This is a genomic window from Streptomyces sp. NPDC054841 (assembly GCF_053611045.1).
This window is the reverse complement of sequence record NZ_JBSGZO010000014.1, coordinates 1-18496: the sequence shown is the minus strand read 5'-3', so window position 1 is coordinate 18496 and position 18496 is coordinate 1. Positions and strand designations below refer to the sequence as shown.

Annotated in this window: 15 protein-coding genes and 1 pseudogene; 9 read left to right on the top strand and 7 right to left on the bottom strand. The window is 67.8% G+C overall.

The genetic code is table 11. The features are described 5' to 3' along the window. The first annotated feature begins 107 nt into the window (after positions 1 to 107). From ACWGI8_RS03785 to ACWGI8_RS03755, 7 genes and pseudogenes are all read left to right on the top strand, one after another. Complete coding sequence (locus ACWGI8_RS03785; protein ID WP_453658386.1) at positions 108 to 1409, top strand: PspC domain-containing protein; 1302 nt, start codon at positions 108 to 110, stop codon at positions 1407 to 1409. Further along, complete coding sequence (locus ACWGI8_RS03780; protein ID WP_453658432.1) at positions 1396 to 1659, top strand: hypothetical protein; 264 nt, start codon at positions 1396 to 1398, stop codon at positions 1657 to 1659. The genes ACWGI8_RS03785 and ACWGI8_RS03780 overlap by 14 nt, the downstream gene beginning before the upstream one ends. 40 nt (positions 1660 to 1699) lie before the next feature. Further along, the gene (locus tag ACWGI8_RS03775; RefSeq protein WP_453658384.1) at positions 1700 to 3247 is read left to right on the top strand and encodes a recombinase family protein; all 1548 of its coding nucleotides are present in this window, start codon (positions 1700 to 1702) and stop codon (positions 3245 to 3247) included. Between the two features lie 492 nt (positions 3248 to 3739). Further along, entirely contained in the window at positions 3740 to 3949 is a 210-nt protein-coding gene (locus ACWGI8_RS03770; protein ID WP_453658382.1) for a hypothetical protein, read from the top strand. Beyond that, positions 3933 to 4454: a DUF6879 family protein gene (locus ACWGI8_RS03765; protein WP_453658380.1), complete on the top strand. Its 522-nt coding sequence runs from the start codon at positions 3933 to 3935 to the stop codon at positions 4452 to 4454. Before ACWGI8_RS03770 ends, ACWGI8_RS03765 begins: the two co-directional genes overlap by 17 nt. 3 nt (positions 4455 to 4457) lie before the next feature. Further along, positions 4458 to 5289: pseudogene (locus ACWGI8_RS03760) on the top strand (helix-turn-helix domain-containing protein). A gap of 699 nt (positions 5290 to 5988) precedes the next feature. After that, positions 5989 to 6564: a recombinase family protein gene (locus ACWGI8_RS03755; RefSeq protein WP_453658378.1), complete on the top strand. Its 576-nt coding sequence runs from the start codon at positions 5989 to 5991 to the stop codon at positions 6562 to 6564. Here ACWGI8_RS03755 and ACWGI8_RS03750 read toward each other — a convergent pair. The 4 genes from ACWGI8_RS03750 to guaA all read right to left on the bottom strand — a co-directional run bounded on the left by ACWGI8_RS03750 (position 6561) and on the right by guaA (position 11168). Next, positions 6561 to 7085 carry a DoxX family protein gene (locus tag ACWGI8_RS03750; RefSeq protein ID WP_453658376.1) on the bottom strand — a complete coding sequence of 175 codons (525 nt, stop codon included), beginning with the start codon at positions 7083 to 7085 and terminating at the stop codon, positions 6561 to 6563. The two genes, ACWGI8_RS03755 and ACWGI8_RS03750, sit on opposite strands and share 4 nt — an antisense overlap. 171 nt (positions 7086 to 7256) lie before the next feature. Then, the gene (locus tag ACWGI8_RS03745) at positions 7257 to 8498 is read right to left on the bottom strand and encodes a hypothetical protein (protein WP_453658374.1); all 1242 of its coding nucleotides are present in this window, start codon (positions 8496 to 8498) and stop codon (positions 7257 to 7259) included. A gap of 134 nt (positions 8499 to 8632) precedes the next feature. Then, positions 8633 to 9457 (bottom strand): class II aldolase/adducin family protein, encoded by an 825-nt coding sequence (locus ACWGI8_RS03740; protein ID WP_453658372.1) that lies wholly within the window; start codon positions 9455 to 9457, stop codon positions 8633 to 8635. Between the two features lie 109 nt (positions 9458 to 9566). After that, positions 9567 to 11168 (bottom strand): glutamine-hydrolyzing GMP synthase, encoded by a 1602-nt coding sequence (gene guaA, locus ACWGI8_RS03735; RefSeq protein WP_453658370.1) that lies wholly within the window; start codon positions 11166 to 11168, stop codon positions 9567 to 9569. Positions 11169 to 11476: 308 nt separating this feature from the next. Here guaA and ACWGI8_RS03730 point away from each other — a divergent pair, with 308 nt between their 5' ends. Together ACWGI8_RS03730 and ACWGI8_RS03725 are read left to right on the top strand one after the other, a co-directional pair. After that, complete coding sequence (locus tag ACWGI8_RS03730; protein WP_453658368.1) at positions 11477 to 11764, top strand: chorismate mutase; 288 nt, start codon at positions 11477 to 11479, stop codon at positions 11762 to 11764. A gap of 776 nt (positions 11765 to 12540) precedes the next feature. After that, positions 12541 to 13692, top strand: coding sequence for an LPXTG cell wall anchor domain-containing protein (locus ACWGI8_RS03725; protein WP_453658366.1), 1152 nt, complete (start codon positions 12541 to 12543; stop codon positions 13690 to 13692). Positions 13693 to 13760: 68 nt separating this feature from the next. On the opposite strand, the gene ACWGI8_RS03720 is transcribed toward ACWGI8_RS03725, so the two are convergent. The 3 genes from ACWGI8_RS03720 to ACWGI8_RS03710 form a co-directional block, all read right to left on the bottom strand. Next, positions 13761 to 15605: a GMC oxidoreductase gene (locus tag ACWGI8_RS03720; protein WP_453658364.1), complete on the bottom strand. Its 1845-nt coding sequence runs from the start codon at positions 15603 to 15605 to the stop codon at positions 13761 to 13763. 246 nt (positions 15606 to 15851) lie between these two features. Further along, positions 15852 to 17480: a succinic semialdehyde dehydrogenase gene (locus tag ACWGI8_RS03715; protein ID WP_453658362.1), complete on the bottom strand. Its 1629-nt coding sequence runs from the start codon at positions 17478 to 17480 to the stop codon at positions 15852 to 15854. A gap of 103 nt (positions 17481 to 17583) precedes the next feature. Then, positions 17584 to 18496, bottom strand: a 913-nt coding sequence (locus tag ACWGI8_RS03710; RefSeq protein WP_453658360.1) for a hypothetical protein, incomplete at its 5' end; no start/stop codon positions are given.

The window sequence follows — 18496 nt, the reverse complement described above, 5'->3', positions numbered from 1 at the left end:
GACCCTGAACCTCGGGGGTCCCCCGGAGCCGGCATCGGCGCAATATCAGGGAAGGGCCAGGGTCGGGGCGGCTGCCACCCGGGCATGCGGCCCGTCACCATGGAGTCATGACTCAGCCGACCGCTCCGCCGCCCTCGCCGCCGTCGGAGCAGCAGCCTCCGCCCGTGCTGCTGCGCCGGACCCCGCGGCACAAGCTCGTGGGCGGAGTGTGCGGCGGCCTCGGCCGATACTGCGACATCGATCCGGTGATCTTCCGTATCGCCATCGGGGTGCTGTCGGTGACCGGCGGCGTCGGCCTGATCTTCTACGGCTTCGCCTGGCTGCTGATCCCACTGGAGGGCAGCGACGAGAACGAGGCGCGGCGCGCCCTGTCGGGCCGCGTCGACGGCGCCTGTCTGGCAGCGCTGCTGCTGGCCCTGCTCGGCTGCGCCGTGTTCCTGTCGATGATCGGCAACGGCGGCACGCTCGCGTTCTCCGCACTGCTCGCGCTGGCCGTGACCGGCGCCGCCGTGTGGTCGCAGCGGCGCACGATGGTCGCACCGGACGGCGGTCCGCTCGACGGCGCGACCGCGCAGGCGGTGGCGGAGGCACCGCCGGAGGCCACGGCGCCGCCGACGCCTGGCAGCCCCTCCTGGTGGCGCGACCCGATCATCAAGGACGGCTCCACGGGCCCGGTCGCCACCGGCTATCTGTGGGGGCCGGCCGACGCGGCGACGGACGTGGCGCCGCCACGCCGGGGCGGGCGCGACCGGGTCGCCCTCGCGCCACGCCCCCGCGGACCACGCGGCATCGGCGGCCTCGTCCTCCTGCTCGCCCTGGTGGCCGGCGGTCTGGGCACGGCACTGTCCTGGGGCGGCCGGCCACTGGGCACGAGCCTGCAGATCGGACTGGCCTGCGCGCTCGCGGTGTTCGGCCTCGGCCTCGCGGTGGGCAGCTTCCTCGGGCGGATCGGCGTGGGCACGATCCTGATGACGGTGATCACGGCCATCCTGCTGGCGGGCGCTTCCGTGCTGCCCAAGGAGATCAGCGCCGACTGGACGCGGACGCAGTGGCAGCCCGCCACGGTCGCGGCCGTCGCGCCGCGTTACGAACTCGGCTCGGGCGACGCCACACTCGACCTCAGCCGCGTCGCGATCCCGGCGCAGACGACCGTGAGCACCGGGGCCGAGGTCGGCGCGGGACGCCTGAAGGTCGTCGTGCCCGAGGGAGCGAAGGTGAATGTGTCGGCGCAGGCGGGGATCGGCGACATCAGGCTGCCCGGCGACCCGGCCAACGATGTGGACATCGCCCCGGACAAGGACCGTACCCGTACGCTCGCCCCGCCGGCCGGCGCGAAGCCCGCGGGCACGCTCGATCTCGATCTCGAGGTCGGGCTCGGACAGGTGGAGGTGACCCGTGCTGCTTCATGAGTTCCGGCCGGGCCGGCTGATCGCGGGCGCGGCGGCTCTGACGACCGCCGCGGCCTATCTCGGGGACGCGGCGGGCGCCTGGGAGACCGAGTGGTTCATGGCCTTCCCGGTCGTCTTCGGCGGTCTCTTCCTCGCCGGGGTCGTGACCTTCACGCACTACCGCATACGGCGGCGCCGCTCAGCGATGGCGGCGTCGAGCGAGAACATCGACGCACCGGCCAGCACCAGCGGCAGCCAGGCCATCAGATAGGCCAGGTCACTGGCGTACAGCTGTTGTAGGGTCACCGTCCATGAAGCCTGTGCGTGTACTGATCGCCCTCAGGATCAGCAACGAGACGGACGCATCCACCTCGCTGGAACGGCAGCTCCAGGACTGCATGGCCTACGTGGCCGAGAGGCAACACCTCGGGTGGCAGGTGGTAGGCGTAGCCAGAGACGCTCACATCTCCGCCACCAAGTCCCATCCCTTCGAGAGGCTGGAACTCGGGGAATGGCTGAACAATCGAGCACCTGAATTCGATCTGCTGCTCTTCTGGAAGATGGACAGGTTCGTCCGCAAAGTCGTCGACATGCAGGACATGATCAAATGGGCGACTGCTCACGGCGGCAAGTCCCTGGTTTCAGCCAAGGAACCTGTACTCGACATGGTCGGCCCTTTCCGGCACGTCATCATCGATCTGTTTGCGGCCATCGCGGAGACTGAAGCACAGAACATCTCCATGCGAGTTAAGTCGTTCCAGAGCTACGCCAAGTCCAAGAATGTATGGGCCAAGGGAAACCCTCCCTACGGTTACGAATCCTTCCGTGACACTGACGGAACAATGAGGCTCCGGGTGCGCGAGAACCAGAAGGATGTAATTCGGGAGATTTACAGGCGAGTAGTTGAGGACGGAGAGCCGTACTCGACCATCTGTGATGACTTCAACGCCAGAGGCGTACCGTCCCCTGGAGCCGAGAGGATGTCGAATCGCCGGAAGAACAACGGCGATTCTCCGCCGGTATGGCGGAGTCGCACTCTCACTTCCATTCTGAGGTCTGAAACCATCCTCGGCTGGAAGTGTGAGGAAGTGAAGGTACCCGGAAAGAAGTACGGAGCATCACAGCCGATTCTGAATTCCGAGGGAAAGATCCGTATGGCCGATCCGGTTCTTACCGACGACGAATGGGCCAAGCTCCAGGATGAAATGAATGGGCGCCCCGGCGTTGCCCGTCGCTCTACGAAGAACACGACCGCATATCGTGGAGTTGTACTGTGCGGGGGATGCGGCAGGAACCTGTATCTCTTCAATCCGGAGAGGCAACAGGGTAAGCCGGTGTACCGCTGCAACAAGTCGGCCAATCGGGATTCCTGCGGTAAGGGCTACGCCTTCCGGGCCGAGAAGGTGAGGGAGATCGTAGAGAAAATGGTCCTAGGAGTCATCGGAGACTTTCCCATGCATGAGCGTCACTACGTCAAGGGCTCGAACAACACTCAGAGACTCCATGAGATTGAGCAATACGTGACGGAACTCCAGAGGTCCATCCGCCCCGACGGAAGGAACTCTTCTGGATTCGCCAGGAAGTCCACCGAGGAAGAGATTGCAGCCCTGTACGAGGAACACGACTCCCTCTCGGCCGAAGGCGATAAGCCCGACCGTTACGAGTACCGGGATACCGGGGAAACTTTCCGTCACATGTGGGAGAGGAACAAAGATAATGAAGACGAGAGGACACGTCACCTACTGAAGGCAGGAATCAGTATCCGGCTGCACCCTCACGCCAAGGGGGTTTCAAATACAGTCGACTTCGGAGCCGAGGTTGACCTAGGGAATCCGTCTCAGCCCTTCACCATCCACTGACAAACGGGCCTCATTGAAGGCCGGGGCATGAGGAAGGGAAGTACCCAACACTCACTCAGCGGGCACCCCTGTCGAGGGGGATGCCCACTAGCATAAGTGACTACTGGAGACTCTTTTCGTGGGGGTATATACAACCCCCCACATAAAATATGTACGTGTCCTTTGAACAATTCCGGGACGACATCCCGAGCAACTGAGAGCAGAGTCACACCACATGAGGTCAGCCACCCTGGAAGTGCTCCTGTTACGGGGATCGGCACAGCCAGCAGCGTTCCTGCATGACATCCAGGGCGCCCAAGAGGCTCCACCGGCAGCCAAGTGAGGCCGCAGGGGCAAACGCCCCGCAGGAAGCCTCACAGGGCAAGAGACGGCGTCACCAAAATCGTTTATTCCGTATCAGGAATAGTTCGGAGTTGGCATGGACGAAGAACAACGGCCTGCGTAGCGTCGATCAACAAGAGCCCCAACAGGGGTCGCAGACAAGGGGGCACCATGACGCGTGAGGAACTGACCCGTCTAACCGGCAAGTTCGACGGACCCAACTGCGATGACGACGACTGCCCGAACGTCTACCGCACGGCAGGCGGCTCCATCGTGGTCCAGGGGGATGTCTCCAACGCCTTCCAACCGCCGGAGGGTGAGGCCCTGGTGGAGATCCCCGAAGCAGTCCTCAGGGAGGCCGTACGTGCTCTTGGATGGTGACGAGTGGCGCAGGACGTTCGACGCCTACGAGCGTGACGCATGGCGGTTCGAGGCTCAGCCCACGTACACCATGCCCAAGGAGACCGAGAACGTTGCCCGGTTCCTTCGAGGTGAACCCAAGCCCACAGACCACAACGCACGATGGCATGAGCGCGTGCACGACTATGCGGCATCGGGGCGGACCATCGGACGAGTACGGATCGTGCGACAACCATTGACGGACTATCAGCGATACCAATTCGCTTGGGGTATCCCCGGAAACATTCAAGCCGGGGAGGATATCCGAATTCTGGATGTCACGCACGATGACTACGGCCTACCACTCTCGGGAACTGACTGGTGGATGTTCGACGAGACACGAGTAGTGCACCTCAACTTCCGACCGGACGGGACACAGATAAACCGGGAGTTGTTCGCTGGCGACATCACCCCGTACCTGGAGTGGAAACGCATAGCCCTGGCGCACTCCGTACCGTTCTTCGAGTACATGAAAGAACCCGAGTGACGAGTGACGTTCGATCCTGAGCAGCTAGGGCAGTCGAAGACTGATCTGGCAGAAAAGCTTCGCGAGTTGCGCAAGCGGGCCGGTCTCACAGGTGATCGGCTCGCAAGGCGCTGCAATATGTCCCAGAGCCAGATCAGCAAGTTCGAGACCGGCAAGAAGACACCGAAGCTGGTCGATGTCGAACGCATCCTTCGAGCCCTGGATGCTCCCCCTGAGCTGGTGACGGAGATTACCGCCCTTGCTCGAATCGCTAACACCGAATGGCAGGACAAGCGCTCTTCCTGGCGCAGGGGAATGGAGAAGCGTCAGGCAGAGTTGGCCTCACTGGAAGTCCGAAGCGGCGGAGCTGAGATACTTTCTGCCAGCGATGATCACAGGGCTGTTGGCGACACCGGAGTACATCCGTGCCAGCCTGGGCCACACGCCGGGTGATCCTTCGAAGACAATAGCGAGAAAGCTGGAGCGTCAGGCTGTTCTCTACGATACGGCGAAGACGTTCACATTTCTCCTCACTGAGCAGGCAGTCAGGTGGGCGATCGTCCCGCACTCTGCTCTCGCCGTTCAGATTGACCGCCTCGCGTCAGTCTCCCACCTTCCCAATATCCGCATGGGAGTTGTCCCGATGGGGACGGTGATACCACGCGGCCCGATGAACACCTTCACGGTCTACGACGATCGGTTGGCCACTGTTGAGAACTTCACCGGTCGCATGGTCTTTCGCGATCCCAGCGATGTCTCTGAGTACCTCGCCGTCTTCACCTCGTTCGAGCGTCGCGCTCTCTTCGGAAGTGAAGCAAGAGAACTGCTTGAGCAGTGTGCAGCCCACTACCGGTGATCTTTAGTCAGGAACGGGAATACTCATCGGCGTTGCTCGCAAACCGGTGGACCATGGATGGGTCATGAAACCGGGGAGGACTGATGGCGGGCACACAGCAACCCAAGGGTTATGGACTCACCGAACTGCCACCGGAACCAAAGGCCGTATCGGGATGCAGCACTTGTCTCGGCATCTGCGTACGTCGGGAGAATTCCCGGTCGAGAAGCGACTACAGCGCCGTGTCTGATGCGAACGTCGAGCTGCGCCGGCATCACTCCGAGGCGCACAACTCATGATCCGCAAGAAGGCAGTTGGACTCTTCAGCGACCGCCCCTTGATGACCATGCGCGTCTCCCGTGACTCAGGGAAGACCTGGGAGCCTAAGCAAACCGTGTCCACGACGGACGATCTTCAACCCCTCATCACGCCCGCTTGGCCTCCCTGCCAGTGCACACGGTGCACGGAGCGCGGAGCGCGGTAAGTCCTCAAACCCGTACAGCGTCGAAGGAACGTCCGCCTGCGGTCCCAGCGAGGGATTCCCACCTGCATTACCCGGGGATGCGCGTCTCAGGGCACAGCGGACGGCGTCTCAGAAACCTTGGTTTACGAGACGGTGGACGGCGGGACCCGCAGAGCCCCCTAGAGTTGTTCAAAACCCGTCTCACAACCACCTGAAGCGTCTTGATGTTCTGAGACGAGTTATGAGACGCTTGGGGCGTGACGACGAACACTGCCACCGGTCACCTCGTCGGCTACGCCCGAGTCTCAACAGATGACCAGGAAGCACAGCTTCAACGGGATGCACTCGCCGAAGCGGGATGCTCTCGGATCTTCGAAGACAAGGCATCCGGCAGGAACACCGATCGCCCCGAACTGACAGCCGTACTCGACTACCTGAGAGAGGGAGACACCCTCGTTGCCTGGAAGCTCGACAGGCTTGGAAGGTCCCTCATCGACCTTGTGAGCATCGTTGACGGCCTGAGGGAACGGGGTATCGGCTTCAAGGTGCTGACAGGGGCTCTCAGCGCCGTAGACACAACCTCCGCCGACGGCCGTCTCTTCTTCCAGATCATTGCCGCCATGGCGGAGTTTGAGCGCTCTCTCATCAAGGACAGGACCAAGGCCGGACTTGAAGCGGCCAAGGCACAGGGGCGCACCGGGGGACGACCCACGGTGATCACTGATGATCTCCTCGTCGTGGCCAAGGCAAGGAAGGCCAAGGGCGAGAGCGTCAGCGCCATAGCGAAGGCTCTGGGAGTGTCCAGGGCAACGCTGTACCGGCACCTGTCCTAGTAGGCCGCCCGGTCATGACGTCGGCGCCTGATCAAGGCGTCCAGCGACCAGACGGACGCCCCGGCCAGCACGAGAGGTACCCAGCAAAACATGTACGGGAGGTCGTTGCCGTAGTAGTACGGCTCGGTCTGCCAGCTCACCGTCAGCCACAGGCTCAGCGAGATCAGCGCCCCGCCGAGCGCGGCGAGCCGCGCCAGCAGCCCGACCAGGGTGCCGATGCCGACGGCCAGCTCGCCGAAGGCCATGGCGTAGCCGAAACCTTCGGGGTTGCGCAGGGCCATGTCCACCAGTCCGGGGACGGCGGAGGTGTTCCGCACATTGTGCATGAGCTCCCCGATGGACCCGGGGCCGGTCGCCGACACGAACGCACTGTCGGTGAGCTTGTCGAGCCCCGCATAGATGAACGTCACCCCGAGGAAGAGCCGTAGCGGCAGCAGCGCGTAGGGCTGCACGCGCTCCTTCCAGCTGCTCCCGACCTGATCGCTCGAGTAGGTGGCCGTCGTTCGGTACACATGCGTCATCGTCGCCTCCGTGTTTGACCCGGCTGGAACGATTCTCCCCACGCTCCGCGCCTATGCATACGGAGATGACGGCCGTACGGCTCAGTGCACGACGACGGCTCGGTGCACGACGACGGCTCGGTGCACGACGCCGCCTCGGTGCACGACGCCGCCTCGGTGCACGACGACGGCTCAGTCCGCGACGTCGATGGTCACCCGGTTCGACTCGGTGCCCGCCGCCGTCACCACCTGCACATCGACCCTGCCCGGTTCGACCTCGGCCGGAACCGGGACCGTGACGCTCGTGTCGGTGGGGTTGATGAAGCCGCCCGGGACGGGGATCAGCGGGACATGGACGTGGACAGGGCCGATACGGACGGTCATCCGGGCCAGCCGGTCGGGGCTTCCCGCGCCCGGCGGCACGAAACCGGCGCCGCGGATCTCGATGTCGTCGCCGGTGCGGATGGGGCCGTCGAGGTCACCGGGCTCACGGGCGCGGACGACGGAGAGGACGACCGGCCGGCCGCCCTCCGCGTACTTCCCGGCGAGATAGACGCCGGCGGAGACCAGGACCAGCACCGTGAGGCCCCACGGCAGTCCGGGCAACTGGTCGGGGCGGCGGGCGAGCAGGACCCCCGCACAGGCCAGCGCGGCAGCGCCGACGAGGACGTACTGCGCGTCCGGGAAACTGCCGCGCCCCGCGTCGTCGCACAGCAGATCGGCGGGGCGCGGCCGGTCCGCCTGCACCTTCTGCAGGCGCTGCGTGATGATGCGTACGGTGACGACGCGGCGTACGACGACGGCGATCAGGCAGACGACCGTGACGATGGTCAGCAGGGCGGCGCCCTGGGCGAGTCCGAGTCCGGCCGGCTCCGACGCGGCGAGGCGGAACGCCAGGAACAGGACGCTGTAGGCGGCGAAGAGCACCCACGCGGCGGCGACGGCCCGCGAGGTCGACAGCCGGTTGTCCTCGCCGACGAGCGGGGCGAGCAGGCCGCCGTGCGTCCGGTGCAGCCGGGCCGCCCCGGTGAGCAGGGCCGCCAGGCAGACCGCGGCGGCCAGTCCCGCGGTGCGGGAGACGCTCCAGCCGGAGCCGAGCGCGGTCCCGGCCTGGGCGATGAGCAGCACTGCGACCCAGCCCCACAGGGCGAGGAGTGTGCGCCGCCAGACCCTGGTGAGCCAGGCCTCGCCTGCCGCCCGGCTTCGTTCCGCGACGGCACGGGCCGACTCGGTCAGCTCGTCGGAGACCCACTGACGGGACGCGCCCGCGGAGTAGGCGACCTGGGCGGGCAGCCCCTGCCCCCCGGCCAGTCCGTCGCGCAGGGCGAGGAACCCGGCGACGGCTCGCCGATGGCCCTCGCGTGCTCCGTGCGGGCAGTCGCCGCACGTGCAGCCTCCACCGTGCACGCTGTGTCCCGCTTCTTGCACCGCCACGGCGACGCACCCTTCCCCGGCAGGCAGCTTCGGCAACTACCCCGTAATTCCAAGGAATTGTGCCGTACGGGCGGGGACAATCACGCACCGGAAAGCCGCCGCAAGGGTGATTTGCGCACGATCAAATTGACGTACTACGACATGAGTTCGGGCTCCGCCGCCGCGATCTGCCACCACATCGGCTGGTAGTTGATCCATGCGACAAGATCGGTGCCGAGCTGCTCGCGGGTGGCGAGGGCGTCGCGGTGGTCGATGAGGAGCGGCTTTCCCGCCGCCCGGGCCTCGAGCTGGATCTGGGCGCAGCGCTCCATCGAGAGGAACCACCAGGCGGCCGCGTCCACCGAGTCGCCGACGGTGAGCAGCCCGTGATTGCGCAGGATGATGCCCTTGTGCGCACCGAGCGCGGAGGCGATGCGCCGGCCTTCTGCCGCGTCCACCACCACACCCGTGTACGCGTCGTACAGAGCGTGGTCCTCGTAGAAGGCGCACGCCTCCTGGGTGATCGGATCGAGCAGCTCCCCCAGCGCCGCCAGCGCCCGGCCGTGCACGGAGTGGCTGTGCGCGACGGCGACGGCCTCGGGCCTGGCCCGGTGGATCTCGGCATGCACGGCGAACGCGGCCTGGTTGACGTGCCGGGTGCCCAGCACGACCTGTCCGTCACCGTTGACCAGGATGAGCTTGCCCGCGGTCATCGTGGCGAACGGTTCCCCGAACGGATTGACCCAGAAACAGTCCGGGACCTCCGGATCCCGCGCGGTGATGTGCCCGGAAACACCCTCCTCGTACCCGAACCGCGCGAAGAGCCTGAGCGCCCCGGCGAGCCGCTGTTTCCGGTACGCCCGCTCGTCGGCCGGGGACTCGTGCACGGGCGGCATGGCGAAATGGAGCTGCTCGACAGGGACGGGCGCGGGAACGGGGAGCGGTGCCCCGGACGACGTCTGGGCGGGCGTCTCGGTCATGCGGCGGAAGGTACCTCCGGTCACCCCAACTGACCAGAGGTTTCACGCGCCGAAGCCGCCGCCCGCGCGAGGCGGGCGACGGCTTCGTCCTTGTTCGTACGGGGAGGGGTCACTCCCACTCGATGGTGCCCGGCGGCTTCGACGTCACGTCCAGCACCACCCGGTTGACGTCCGCGACCTCGTTGGTGATCCGGGTCGAGATCTTGGCGAGCACCTCGTACGGCATGCGCGTCCAGTCCGCCGTCATGGCGTCCTCGCTGGACACCGGGCGGAGCACGATCGGGTGGCCGTACGTCCGGCCGTCGCCCTGGACACCGACGCTGCGCACATCGGCGAGCAGGACCACCGGGCACTGCCAGATGTCGCGGTCGAGTCCGGCCGCGGTGAGCTCCTCGCGGGCGATCGCATCCGCCTCGCGCAGCAGGTCGAGGCGGTCCTTGGTGACCTCGCCGACGATACGGATACCGAGACCCGGTCCCGGGAACGGCTGACGCTGGACGATCTCCTCCGGAAGGCCCAGCTCCTGGCCGACCATCCGGACCTCGTCCTTGAACAGCTTGCGCAGCGGCTCGACCAGCTCGAACTCGAGGTCCTCGGGGAGGCCGCCGACGTTGTGGTGCGACTTGATGTTCGCGGTGCCGGTGCCGCCGCCGGACTCCACCACGTCCGGGTAGAGGGTGCCCTGCACCAGGAACTGGACCGGCTGGTCGCCGTGCGCGCCCGCCTCGGCGATGATCTCGGCCTGCGCCTGCTCGAAGACCCGGATGAACTCCCGGCCGATGATCTTCCGCTTCTCCTCGGGGTCGGAGACCCCGGCGAGCGCGGTCAGGAAGCGCTCCTGCGCGTCGACGACCTTCAGCGAGACGCCGGTCGCGGCGACGAAGTCCTTCTCGACCTGCTCGGTCTCGCCCTTGCGCATCAGGCCGTGGTCGACGTACACGCAGGTCAGCTGGGAGCCGATGGCCTTCTGGACGAGGGCGGCGGCGACCGCCGAGTCCACACCGCCGGACAGCCCGCAGATCGCGCGCTTGTCGCCGACCTGCTCACGGATCAGCGCGACCTGCTCCTCGACCACGTTGTGGGTCGTCCAGGTCGGCTCGATGCCCGCGCCCCGGTAGAGGAAGTGCTCCAGGACCTGCTGGCCGTAGGTGGAGTGCATCACCTCGGGGTGGTGCTGCACGCCGTACAGCTTCTTCTCGTCGTTCTCGAAGGCCGCGACCGGGACGACGTCCGTGGACGCGGTGACGGTGAAGCCCTCGGGCGCGGCGGAGCAGGCGTCGCCGTGGGACATCCACACCGGCTGTTCGGCCGGGGTGCCCTCGAAGAGCGTGGAGCCCGTCTTGCTCACGTGCAGCTCCGTGCGGCCGTACTCACGCGCACCGGAGTTGTCGACGGTGCCGCCGAGGGTCTGCGCCATCAGCTGGAAGCCGTAGCACATGCCGAAGACGGGGACACCGGCCTCGAAGAGCGCACGGTCGAGGCGCGGGGCGCCCTCCTCGTACACGGACGACGGGCCGCCGGAGAGGATGATCGCCGCCGGCTTCTTGGCCAGCATCTCCGCCACCGGCATGGTGGAGGGGACGATCTCGCTGTAGACCCGGGCCTCACGGACGCGGCGGGCGATGAGCTGGGCGTACTGCGCGCCGAAGTCGACAACGAGGACTACGTCCGGGTTGGGTGCGGGCGCGGCAGCAGGGGACGCTGAGGACACTACGGCGGCCTTCCGGCGGTGGTGGGAGGGGTCTCTATTTGTCGATTCTACCGGCGGAGGAGGGTGGCTCTTCGTCTCACCATCCGAACCCGCGTTGGCCCCGCCCTCGGGGCCGGGCCATACTGACCCCCATGCGCAAGCACTCGACCTTCGTCTTTACCTATGGCACCCGGCCCGCCGGCTGCCATGGTCGTGCTGCTTGAGCAACTGACAAGCGACTTCCCAGGCGCCCCGGGCCACCAGGCCCGGGGCGCTCTGTGGTTTCCGGGCCCGGTTGTTCCGGGGCCTCCACCAAGGAGCCCTTCACCATGACCGTCACCCCCGTCACCGACACCGGCGCCCGCACCTCCGAGGCCGCGGATGTGATCACCGGAGCCCGTGAGCGCATCGACACGCTCGACGACCGGATCATTGGTCTGATCCAGGAACGGATGGCCGTCTCGGCCGTCATCCAGGAGGCCCGCATCACCTCCGGCGGCCGCCGCGTGAACCTCTCGCGCGAGATGGAGGTGCTCGGCCGCTACAGGGACGCGCTCGGCAAGCCGGGTACGTCGCTGGCGATGACGCTGCTGGAGCTGTGCCGGGGCCGCATCTGAATGGCCGGGGCCGCATCTGGACACGCACGCCAGTACGGGCGTCCTCTCACCCGTACGGCCCGTGACCGCTCCCGTACGGCTTCGTTGGTCCCGATGTCCGTGCCAGCCAGGGGCGGGCCCCGAAGGAAAGAACCACGCGTGGCTCCGCTGGGGCGTGTGGCGTACCGCAGGTGCGTCGTGGGACCTCGCTCCGGCGCGCGTGACCGGTCGGCAGGGGACAGCAGCCCGGTCACCCCAAGGGCGGTCGGCTCCGGGGACGCCCGGGGCCGACCGCATCCGGTCGAAACGGTTGCGCAGGCCGCAACCTTCCAGCACGATGCAGGCACTCCCCGTCCCACCCGCACAGCAGCACTGCACTCCACCATTGCCATTGGTCCACACCACTCCGCGCGCCCTTCTGTGCGCCGGTACGGATGCGGTATCCGGCAACCCCACGCCAGCGGCGCCCTACCCCCCCCCCCGGCGCCGCACTCGGCACCGGCGCAGCCCTGACGTCGGTGCTGACAGCCAAGGGCCCCGCGGAAACGCTTCCGCGGGGCCCTTCCTGTTTCGGTTTCGCCCCCGCCTCCGCCTTTGCCTCGCCCCCGACGGATGTGGCGCACGACACATAAAGATTCTGTGAGGGGCCGTACAACCAATCCCCCTGGTCACAGGTCATGCATGCGGAACCAACAGCCACACCCGTGACCCCACAGCCGGGAATGGCACCCCGACTCCGTACCGCACGACGCGGTACGCCAGACTTCCCTGAGGTCTTCATGAAGCTTCGCCGCGCTATGGCTGTCGCCGCAGCGACCGCTGTCATAGCCCCCGCCGCCTTCCTGGCGGCGCCGTCCGCGTTCGCGGACGACACCAACGGCACCACAAGCACGACCTCCGCCGGCTCCACCGGCACCACAGGCTCCACCGACGGCACCACCGGCGGCGACGCGACCGCCGGCACGACGGGCTCGACCGACGGCACCACGGGTGGCGACGCGACCACCGGCACGACGGGCTCCACCGACGGCACCACGGGTGGCGAGGCCACCACTGGCACCACCGGCGGCGAGGCCACCACCGGCGGCGACGCCACGACGGGCACCACGGGCACCACGGGTGGCGAGGCCACCACCGGCACGACCGGCGGCGAAGCCACCACCGGCGGCGACGCCTCGACCGGCACGACCGGCACCACCGGCGGAAACAGCACCACGGGTGCCACCACCGGCGGCGACGAGGAGGAGCCGGGCGAGGACGACGAGGACGCCGACGAGGGCGAGTGCGAGATCGCTCAGGTCGACGTCAAGCTCTCCGGCTTCCCGAACAAGATCGTCGCGGGCGGGGAGTGGAAGACCTTCAGCCTCGACGTCAAGAACAACAGCAAGTCCGAGATCAAGGACTTCTACCTCTTCACCTTCGCCTCCTACGAGGACGAGCTGATCAGTGACGAGAACCAGCTGATCGAGAAGTACGCGCACTTCGAGTACAAGGGCACCGACGGCAAGTGGACCAGCGGCGGTAACCTCTCGGGCGCCAACAACGGTCTCTTCTTCGACGTCATCGACCTGAAGAAGGACGAGAAGCGCTCGATCAAGATGCGTCTGCGCATCGACAAGGCCGCCCCGGCCGGCAAGAGCCTCGCCCTCGCCGTCGGTGGTTACGACAAGGACGAGACCTGCTACGAGAACGGCGAGTTCTACGAGTTCGACGTTCTGAAGTCGGGCAGCGAGCCGGGCGACGTCGACGAGGCCAAGCCGAACGGTGACAAGCCGAAGGACGTCAAGCCTCAGGGCGGCGCCGAGGAGATCCCCGTCACCGGCAACCTCGCCGAGACCGGCTCCTCCTCGGTACTCCCGACCATCGGGATCGCCGGTGGCATCGCCATCGTCGCCGGTGCCGGTGTCGTCTTCGCGATGAAGCGCCGCAAGAGCGACGTCACCGCGTAACACACCGCACAAAAGCAGGAAGAGCGCTGCACTCGGAGGGGGGTGCAGCGCTCTTCTTTTGCCTGGAACTACTTCTTCGGCGGGACCGCCGGCATCCCCAGGAACGGCAGGTTCAGCGCGCCGAACGCGTCCGCCGGGACCGCCGGGGACTTCGGGGCGACCGGGGAGAGGCGTGCGTACGAGACGCCCTGCTCCGGGCGGGGGTCCGTGTCGCCCTTGTTGGGCCAGAAGGACATCGCCCGCTCGGCCTGGGCCGTGATCGTGAGGGACGGGTTCACGCCGAGGTTCGCGGAGACCGCCGCTCCGTCGACGACCGAGATGCCCGGGTGGCCGTAGAGGCGGTGGTACGGGTCGAGGACGCCCGACTCCGCGGAGGCGCCGATCGGGCAGCCGCCCAGGAAGTGGGCGGTGAGCGGGGTGCCCATCAGTTCACCGACGTTGGAGCCGGCGAAACCGTTGATCTCCTCGGCCAGGATCGAGGCGGCACGGGTGGCCTCGGGAATCTGCTTGGGGTTGGGGGCGCCGTGGCCCTGGCGGGCGGTGAGCAGCCCCTTGCCGAGGCCCTTGGGCTTGCGGTACGTCGTCAGCGAGTTGTCCAGCGACTGCATGACCAGGCCGATGATGGTCCGCTCCGACCAGCGGCGGTTGGACAGTGCACGGACGGCGAGCCAGGGGTGCTTGATCATGTTGCCGGCCCAGGCCGCGACCCGGTGCGTCGCGCTGTAGGGCACCTGGAGCACGGTCATGCCACCCATGGCGTTGGAGCCCTTGCCGTAGCGGACCGGCTCGATGTGGGTGTTGGCGTCGGGGTGGATCGAGGACGTGATCGCGACGCCGCGCGTGAAGTCGACCTTCTCCTCGCCGTGCCGCTTGCGGTAGCGGCGGTTGTCGGTCTGCGCGCCCACGATCGCCTCGGAGTTGGTGCGGGTCAGCTCGCCCAGGCGTCCGGAGATGCGCGGCAGCAGCCCGGTGTCCTTCATCCGGTGGAGGAGGGTCTGGGTGCCGTACGTACCGGCGGCGATGATGACGCGCTGCGCCGTGAACGTACGCCCCTTGCCCTTGCGCTTGTTGTCGCTGCGGAGCGTCTTGACGGCGAAGCCGCCGCGCGAGTCCTCGGCGACGGCGACGACGGACGTCATGGGGTGGATGACCGCGCCCGCCTTCTCGGCGAGGTAGAGGTAGTTCTCGTTGAGGGTGTTCTTCGCGCCGTGGCGGCAGCCCGTCATGCATTCGCCGCACTCGGTGCAGGCGCGGCGGGACGGACCGGCCCCGCCGAAGTACGGGTCGGGGACCTCCGCGCCGGGCTTGGCCTTCGCCTTGCCGGCCCCGTCCTCGCCGGCCCCGTCCTCGCCGACGGCGTCTCGCCCGTCGCCGAAGAAGACACCCACCGGGGCCATGTGGAAGGTGTCGCCGACGCCCATCGCCTGGGCGGTCGCCTTCAGGTGGACGTCGGACGGGGTCATGGTCGGGTTGAGGCGGACCCCGAGCATGCGCCGTGCCTGGTCGTAGTACGGCTTCAGCTCCCCCTCCCAGTCCGTGATGTCCTTCCACTGCGGGTCGTTGAAGAACGGCGCGGGCGGTACGTAGAGCGTGTTGGCGTAGTTCAGTGACCCGCCGCCGACGCCCGCGCCCGCCAGCACCATCACATTGCCGAGCAGATGGATGCGCTGGATGCCGAAGAGGCCGAGGGCAGGGGCCCAGAGGTAGTTGCGCAGGTCCCAGGAGTTCTTGGGCAGCGTCTCGCGGGTGAAGCGGCGGCCTGCCTCCAGGACGCCTACGCGGTAGCCCTTCTCGGTGAGACGCAGGGCCGAGACCGAGCCGCCGAAGCCCGATCCGACGACGATGACGTCGTAGTCGTAGGCGGATTCCGCGTCACTCTCGCCCTGTTTTTGGGCAGGGAAGTCCTCGGGCATGGCTCTCCTCGTCAACAAACGTGCGGGTACCGGGTGGTGCTAGGTCGTGTCTTCAAAGTCGCGTCTGCCCGGCGACGCCTGGCACGCACTCCCCCGTAGCCCTTCGGGCACGGGAGGTGCCCCCACGCTGCGTTGTCGTCAGTCGCCGATGCTCCGCATGGACTCCTTTCTCCGCCTTGCGATCGCACGCACCAGACGCCGCCGGGCCCGCCCTTCGGGCGGACGACGCTACTTTGAAGACACTCCCTAGCGCAGGCGCAGGGCCTTCATCGCCTTCAGGGACATGCTCATGAAGGCCGCGTACTTCTCGTCGTCCATGCCGAAGGACGGGGCGAGCGGGATCAGTCGCTGCTGGGCGACGGTCTGGGCCTCGGTGTACTTGAGGATGCCCTCGGAGCCGTGCCGTCGGCTCAGACCGGAGTCCTTCATGCCGCCCATCGGAGACTGCACGCTGCCGTACGCGGGCGCGTACCCCTCGTTGATGTTGACGGTGCCGGTGCGCAGGCGGGCGGCGACGGCGTGGCCGCGCCTGCCGTCCTTGGTCCAGACGCTGGAGTTGAGGCCGTACGGGGTGGCGTTGGCCTGCTCGATGACGTCGTCCTCGTCCTTGAAGCGGTAGATGGAGACGACCGGGCCGAAGGTCTCCTCGGTGCAGACGGCCATCGGTGCCTCGACACCGTCGAGGATGGTCGGCTCGTAGAAGTACGGGCCGATGTCGGAGCGGTGCGCTCCGCCCGCCACCAGGGTCGCACCCTTGGCCACGGCTTCCTCGACATGGCGCTTGACGGTCTCCAGCTGGCGCTCGCCGACGAGGGAGCCCATGTCGGCGCCGTACGCGAGGGAGTTGCCGAGGCGCATCGCCTTCGTACGGGCCGCGAAACGCTCCACGAACGCGTCGGCGACGGACTCGTGGACGTAGAGCCGCTCGATGGAGATGCAGAGCTGGCCGGCGGAGGAGAAGCAGGCACGGACGGCACCGGCCGCCGCCTTGTCGATGTCGGCGTCGTGGAGCACCAGCATGGCGTTCTTGCCGCCGAGTTCGAGGGAGACGCCGATGAGACGGGCGGCGGCACCCTGGGCGACCTCGCGGCCGGTGCGGGTGGAGCCGGTGAACGAGACGTAGTCGGCGTGCTTGACGACCTCGGGGCCGACGACCGGGCCCTCGCCGAGGACGACCTGGAACACACCGGCCGGGAGCCCGGCCTCGATGAGCAGGTCACGGGCCCAGAGTGCGGTCAGCGCGGTCTCGGTGTCGGGCTTCATGACCACCGCGTTGCCGGAGACGAAGGCGGGCAGCGCATCGCCGACGGACAGCTCCAGGGGGTAGTTCCAGGGGGCGATCTGGCCGACGACGCCGCGCGGCTGGCGCAGTTCGGTGGTCCTGGTGAGGACGGGGACGACGCCGGTGTGCCGCTTGGGCCTGAGGTAGGCCGGGGCTTTGCGGCCGTAGTGGCGGGAGGCGACGGCGACGGCCAGGACCTCTTCGTGGGCGTGGAGACGGGCTTTGCCGGTCTCCAGCTGGATCAGGTCGAGGACTTCGGCCTGGCGCTCCAGGATCAGGTCGTGGAAGCGGAGCAGTACGGCGGCGCGGGCGCGGGGGGAGGTGGCGGCCCAGGCGGGCTGGGCGGCGCGGGCGCGGGCGAAGGCCTCCGCGACGTCCTCGGGGGTGGACTCGGGCAGGTCGGCCAGCTTCTCCGCGGTGAAGGGAGAGTGGTTGGCGGTACGGCCGGAGCCGACGACTCCACGGGTGAGCTGGGCGACCACCTCGGGCGTGACCACATCGGCGGCGGTGCGCGCGCCTGCCGGGGCGGCGGCGGTGGGGTTGGTGCCGAGGGGGCCGGTGTGCTGGGCGGCGGGGGCCTGCGAGTCCGTCATGGGGGCGAGAGTATGACGCAATCAAGACTTTGGGTACCCGTCGGTAACAGCTTTTCGCCAGGTCCTCACATCGCGCCAGCGATCACTGGCAGATAAGCCCTGATCAGGGGCTTGTGGCCGCATCCGACGTCCCTGTCGCCACTTTTCCGAGTTTGACGCGCTCCCGTACGCCCTTGAAGAGGTCGATGCCTTCGGCCTCTTCCTTGCCGCCTTTGGGCATCTCGACGAGGACGGTGAACCGCTCGTCCTGGTCGGTGAGGACGTAGAGGGCCATGCGCCGGACAGTGCGGCCCGTGTCGCCCTCCTGGGCGTCGTACGTGACATCGAGGAGAGCGGCGTCCATGCCGTCGAGGTTGGTGGGCACGACGGTGCCCTTCGCGTTGGCCGCGGTGAAGCTGCCGCCGCGCGCACCGCCGTCCTTCAGCCACGTCAGCTCGCGGCCGGCCCAGGCGACGGGGGTGCCGGTCTCGGCGTCCGCGCGTTTCAGCTCGATCCAGGAGGGGTTGCCGCGCTCCTCGAAGGTGATCGCTTTGTCCTGCGCGAGCTCCGCCTCCGAGGTGACGGGCTCGCGCCGGTACGAGGCGGGCACCGAGATCTCCGCGTCGAGCCGCGACTCCGAATAGGGGCGCCAGCGCCAGGCGTCGGGGGTGGGCATCGCCCCGGATGTGCCGCTGCGCGCGGGGGCGGACGCGGACGCCGGGGGCCGCGTCCGGTCGTGTCCCCCCTCATCAGCCTTGTCCGCCCTGTCCGCCACCAACCATGCGGCCACGCCACCGACGATGGCGAGCGCCCCGGCGCCTGCGACCGCGGCGCGGAGCCGGGCGCGTCGGCGACGCGCGTCGCCGCGCCCGGGTGCGTCCGCGTCCGCGCGCGCCGACGCGGCGTCCGGCCCGACGGCGGAGCCGGGACGGCCAGGGCCGTGTGCGGCATCTGCCCCGGACCCGGCAGCTCCCGGCCCTGCGGGCGCAGGCGGCCCGGCGGCCTGCGCAGCGCCGCTGTCCCCGTCAGGGCCCGGC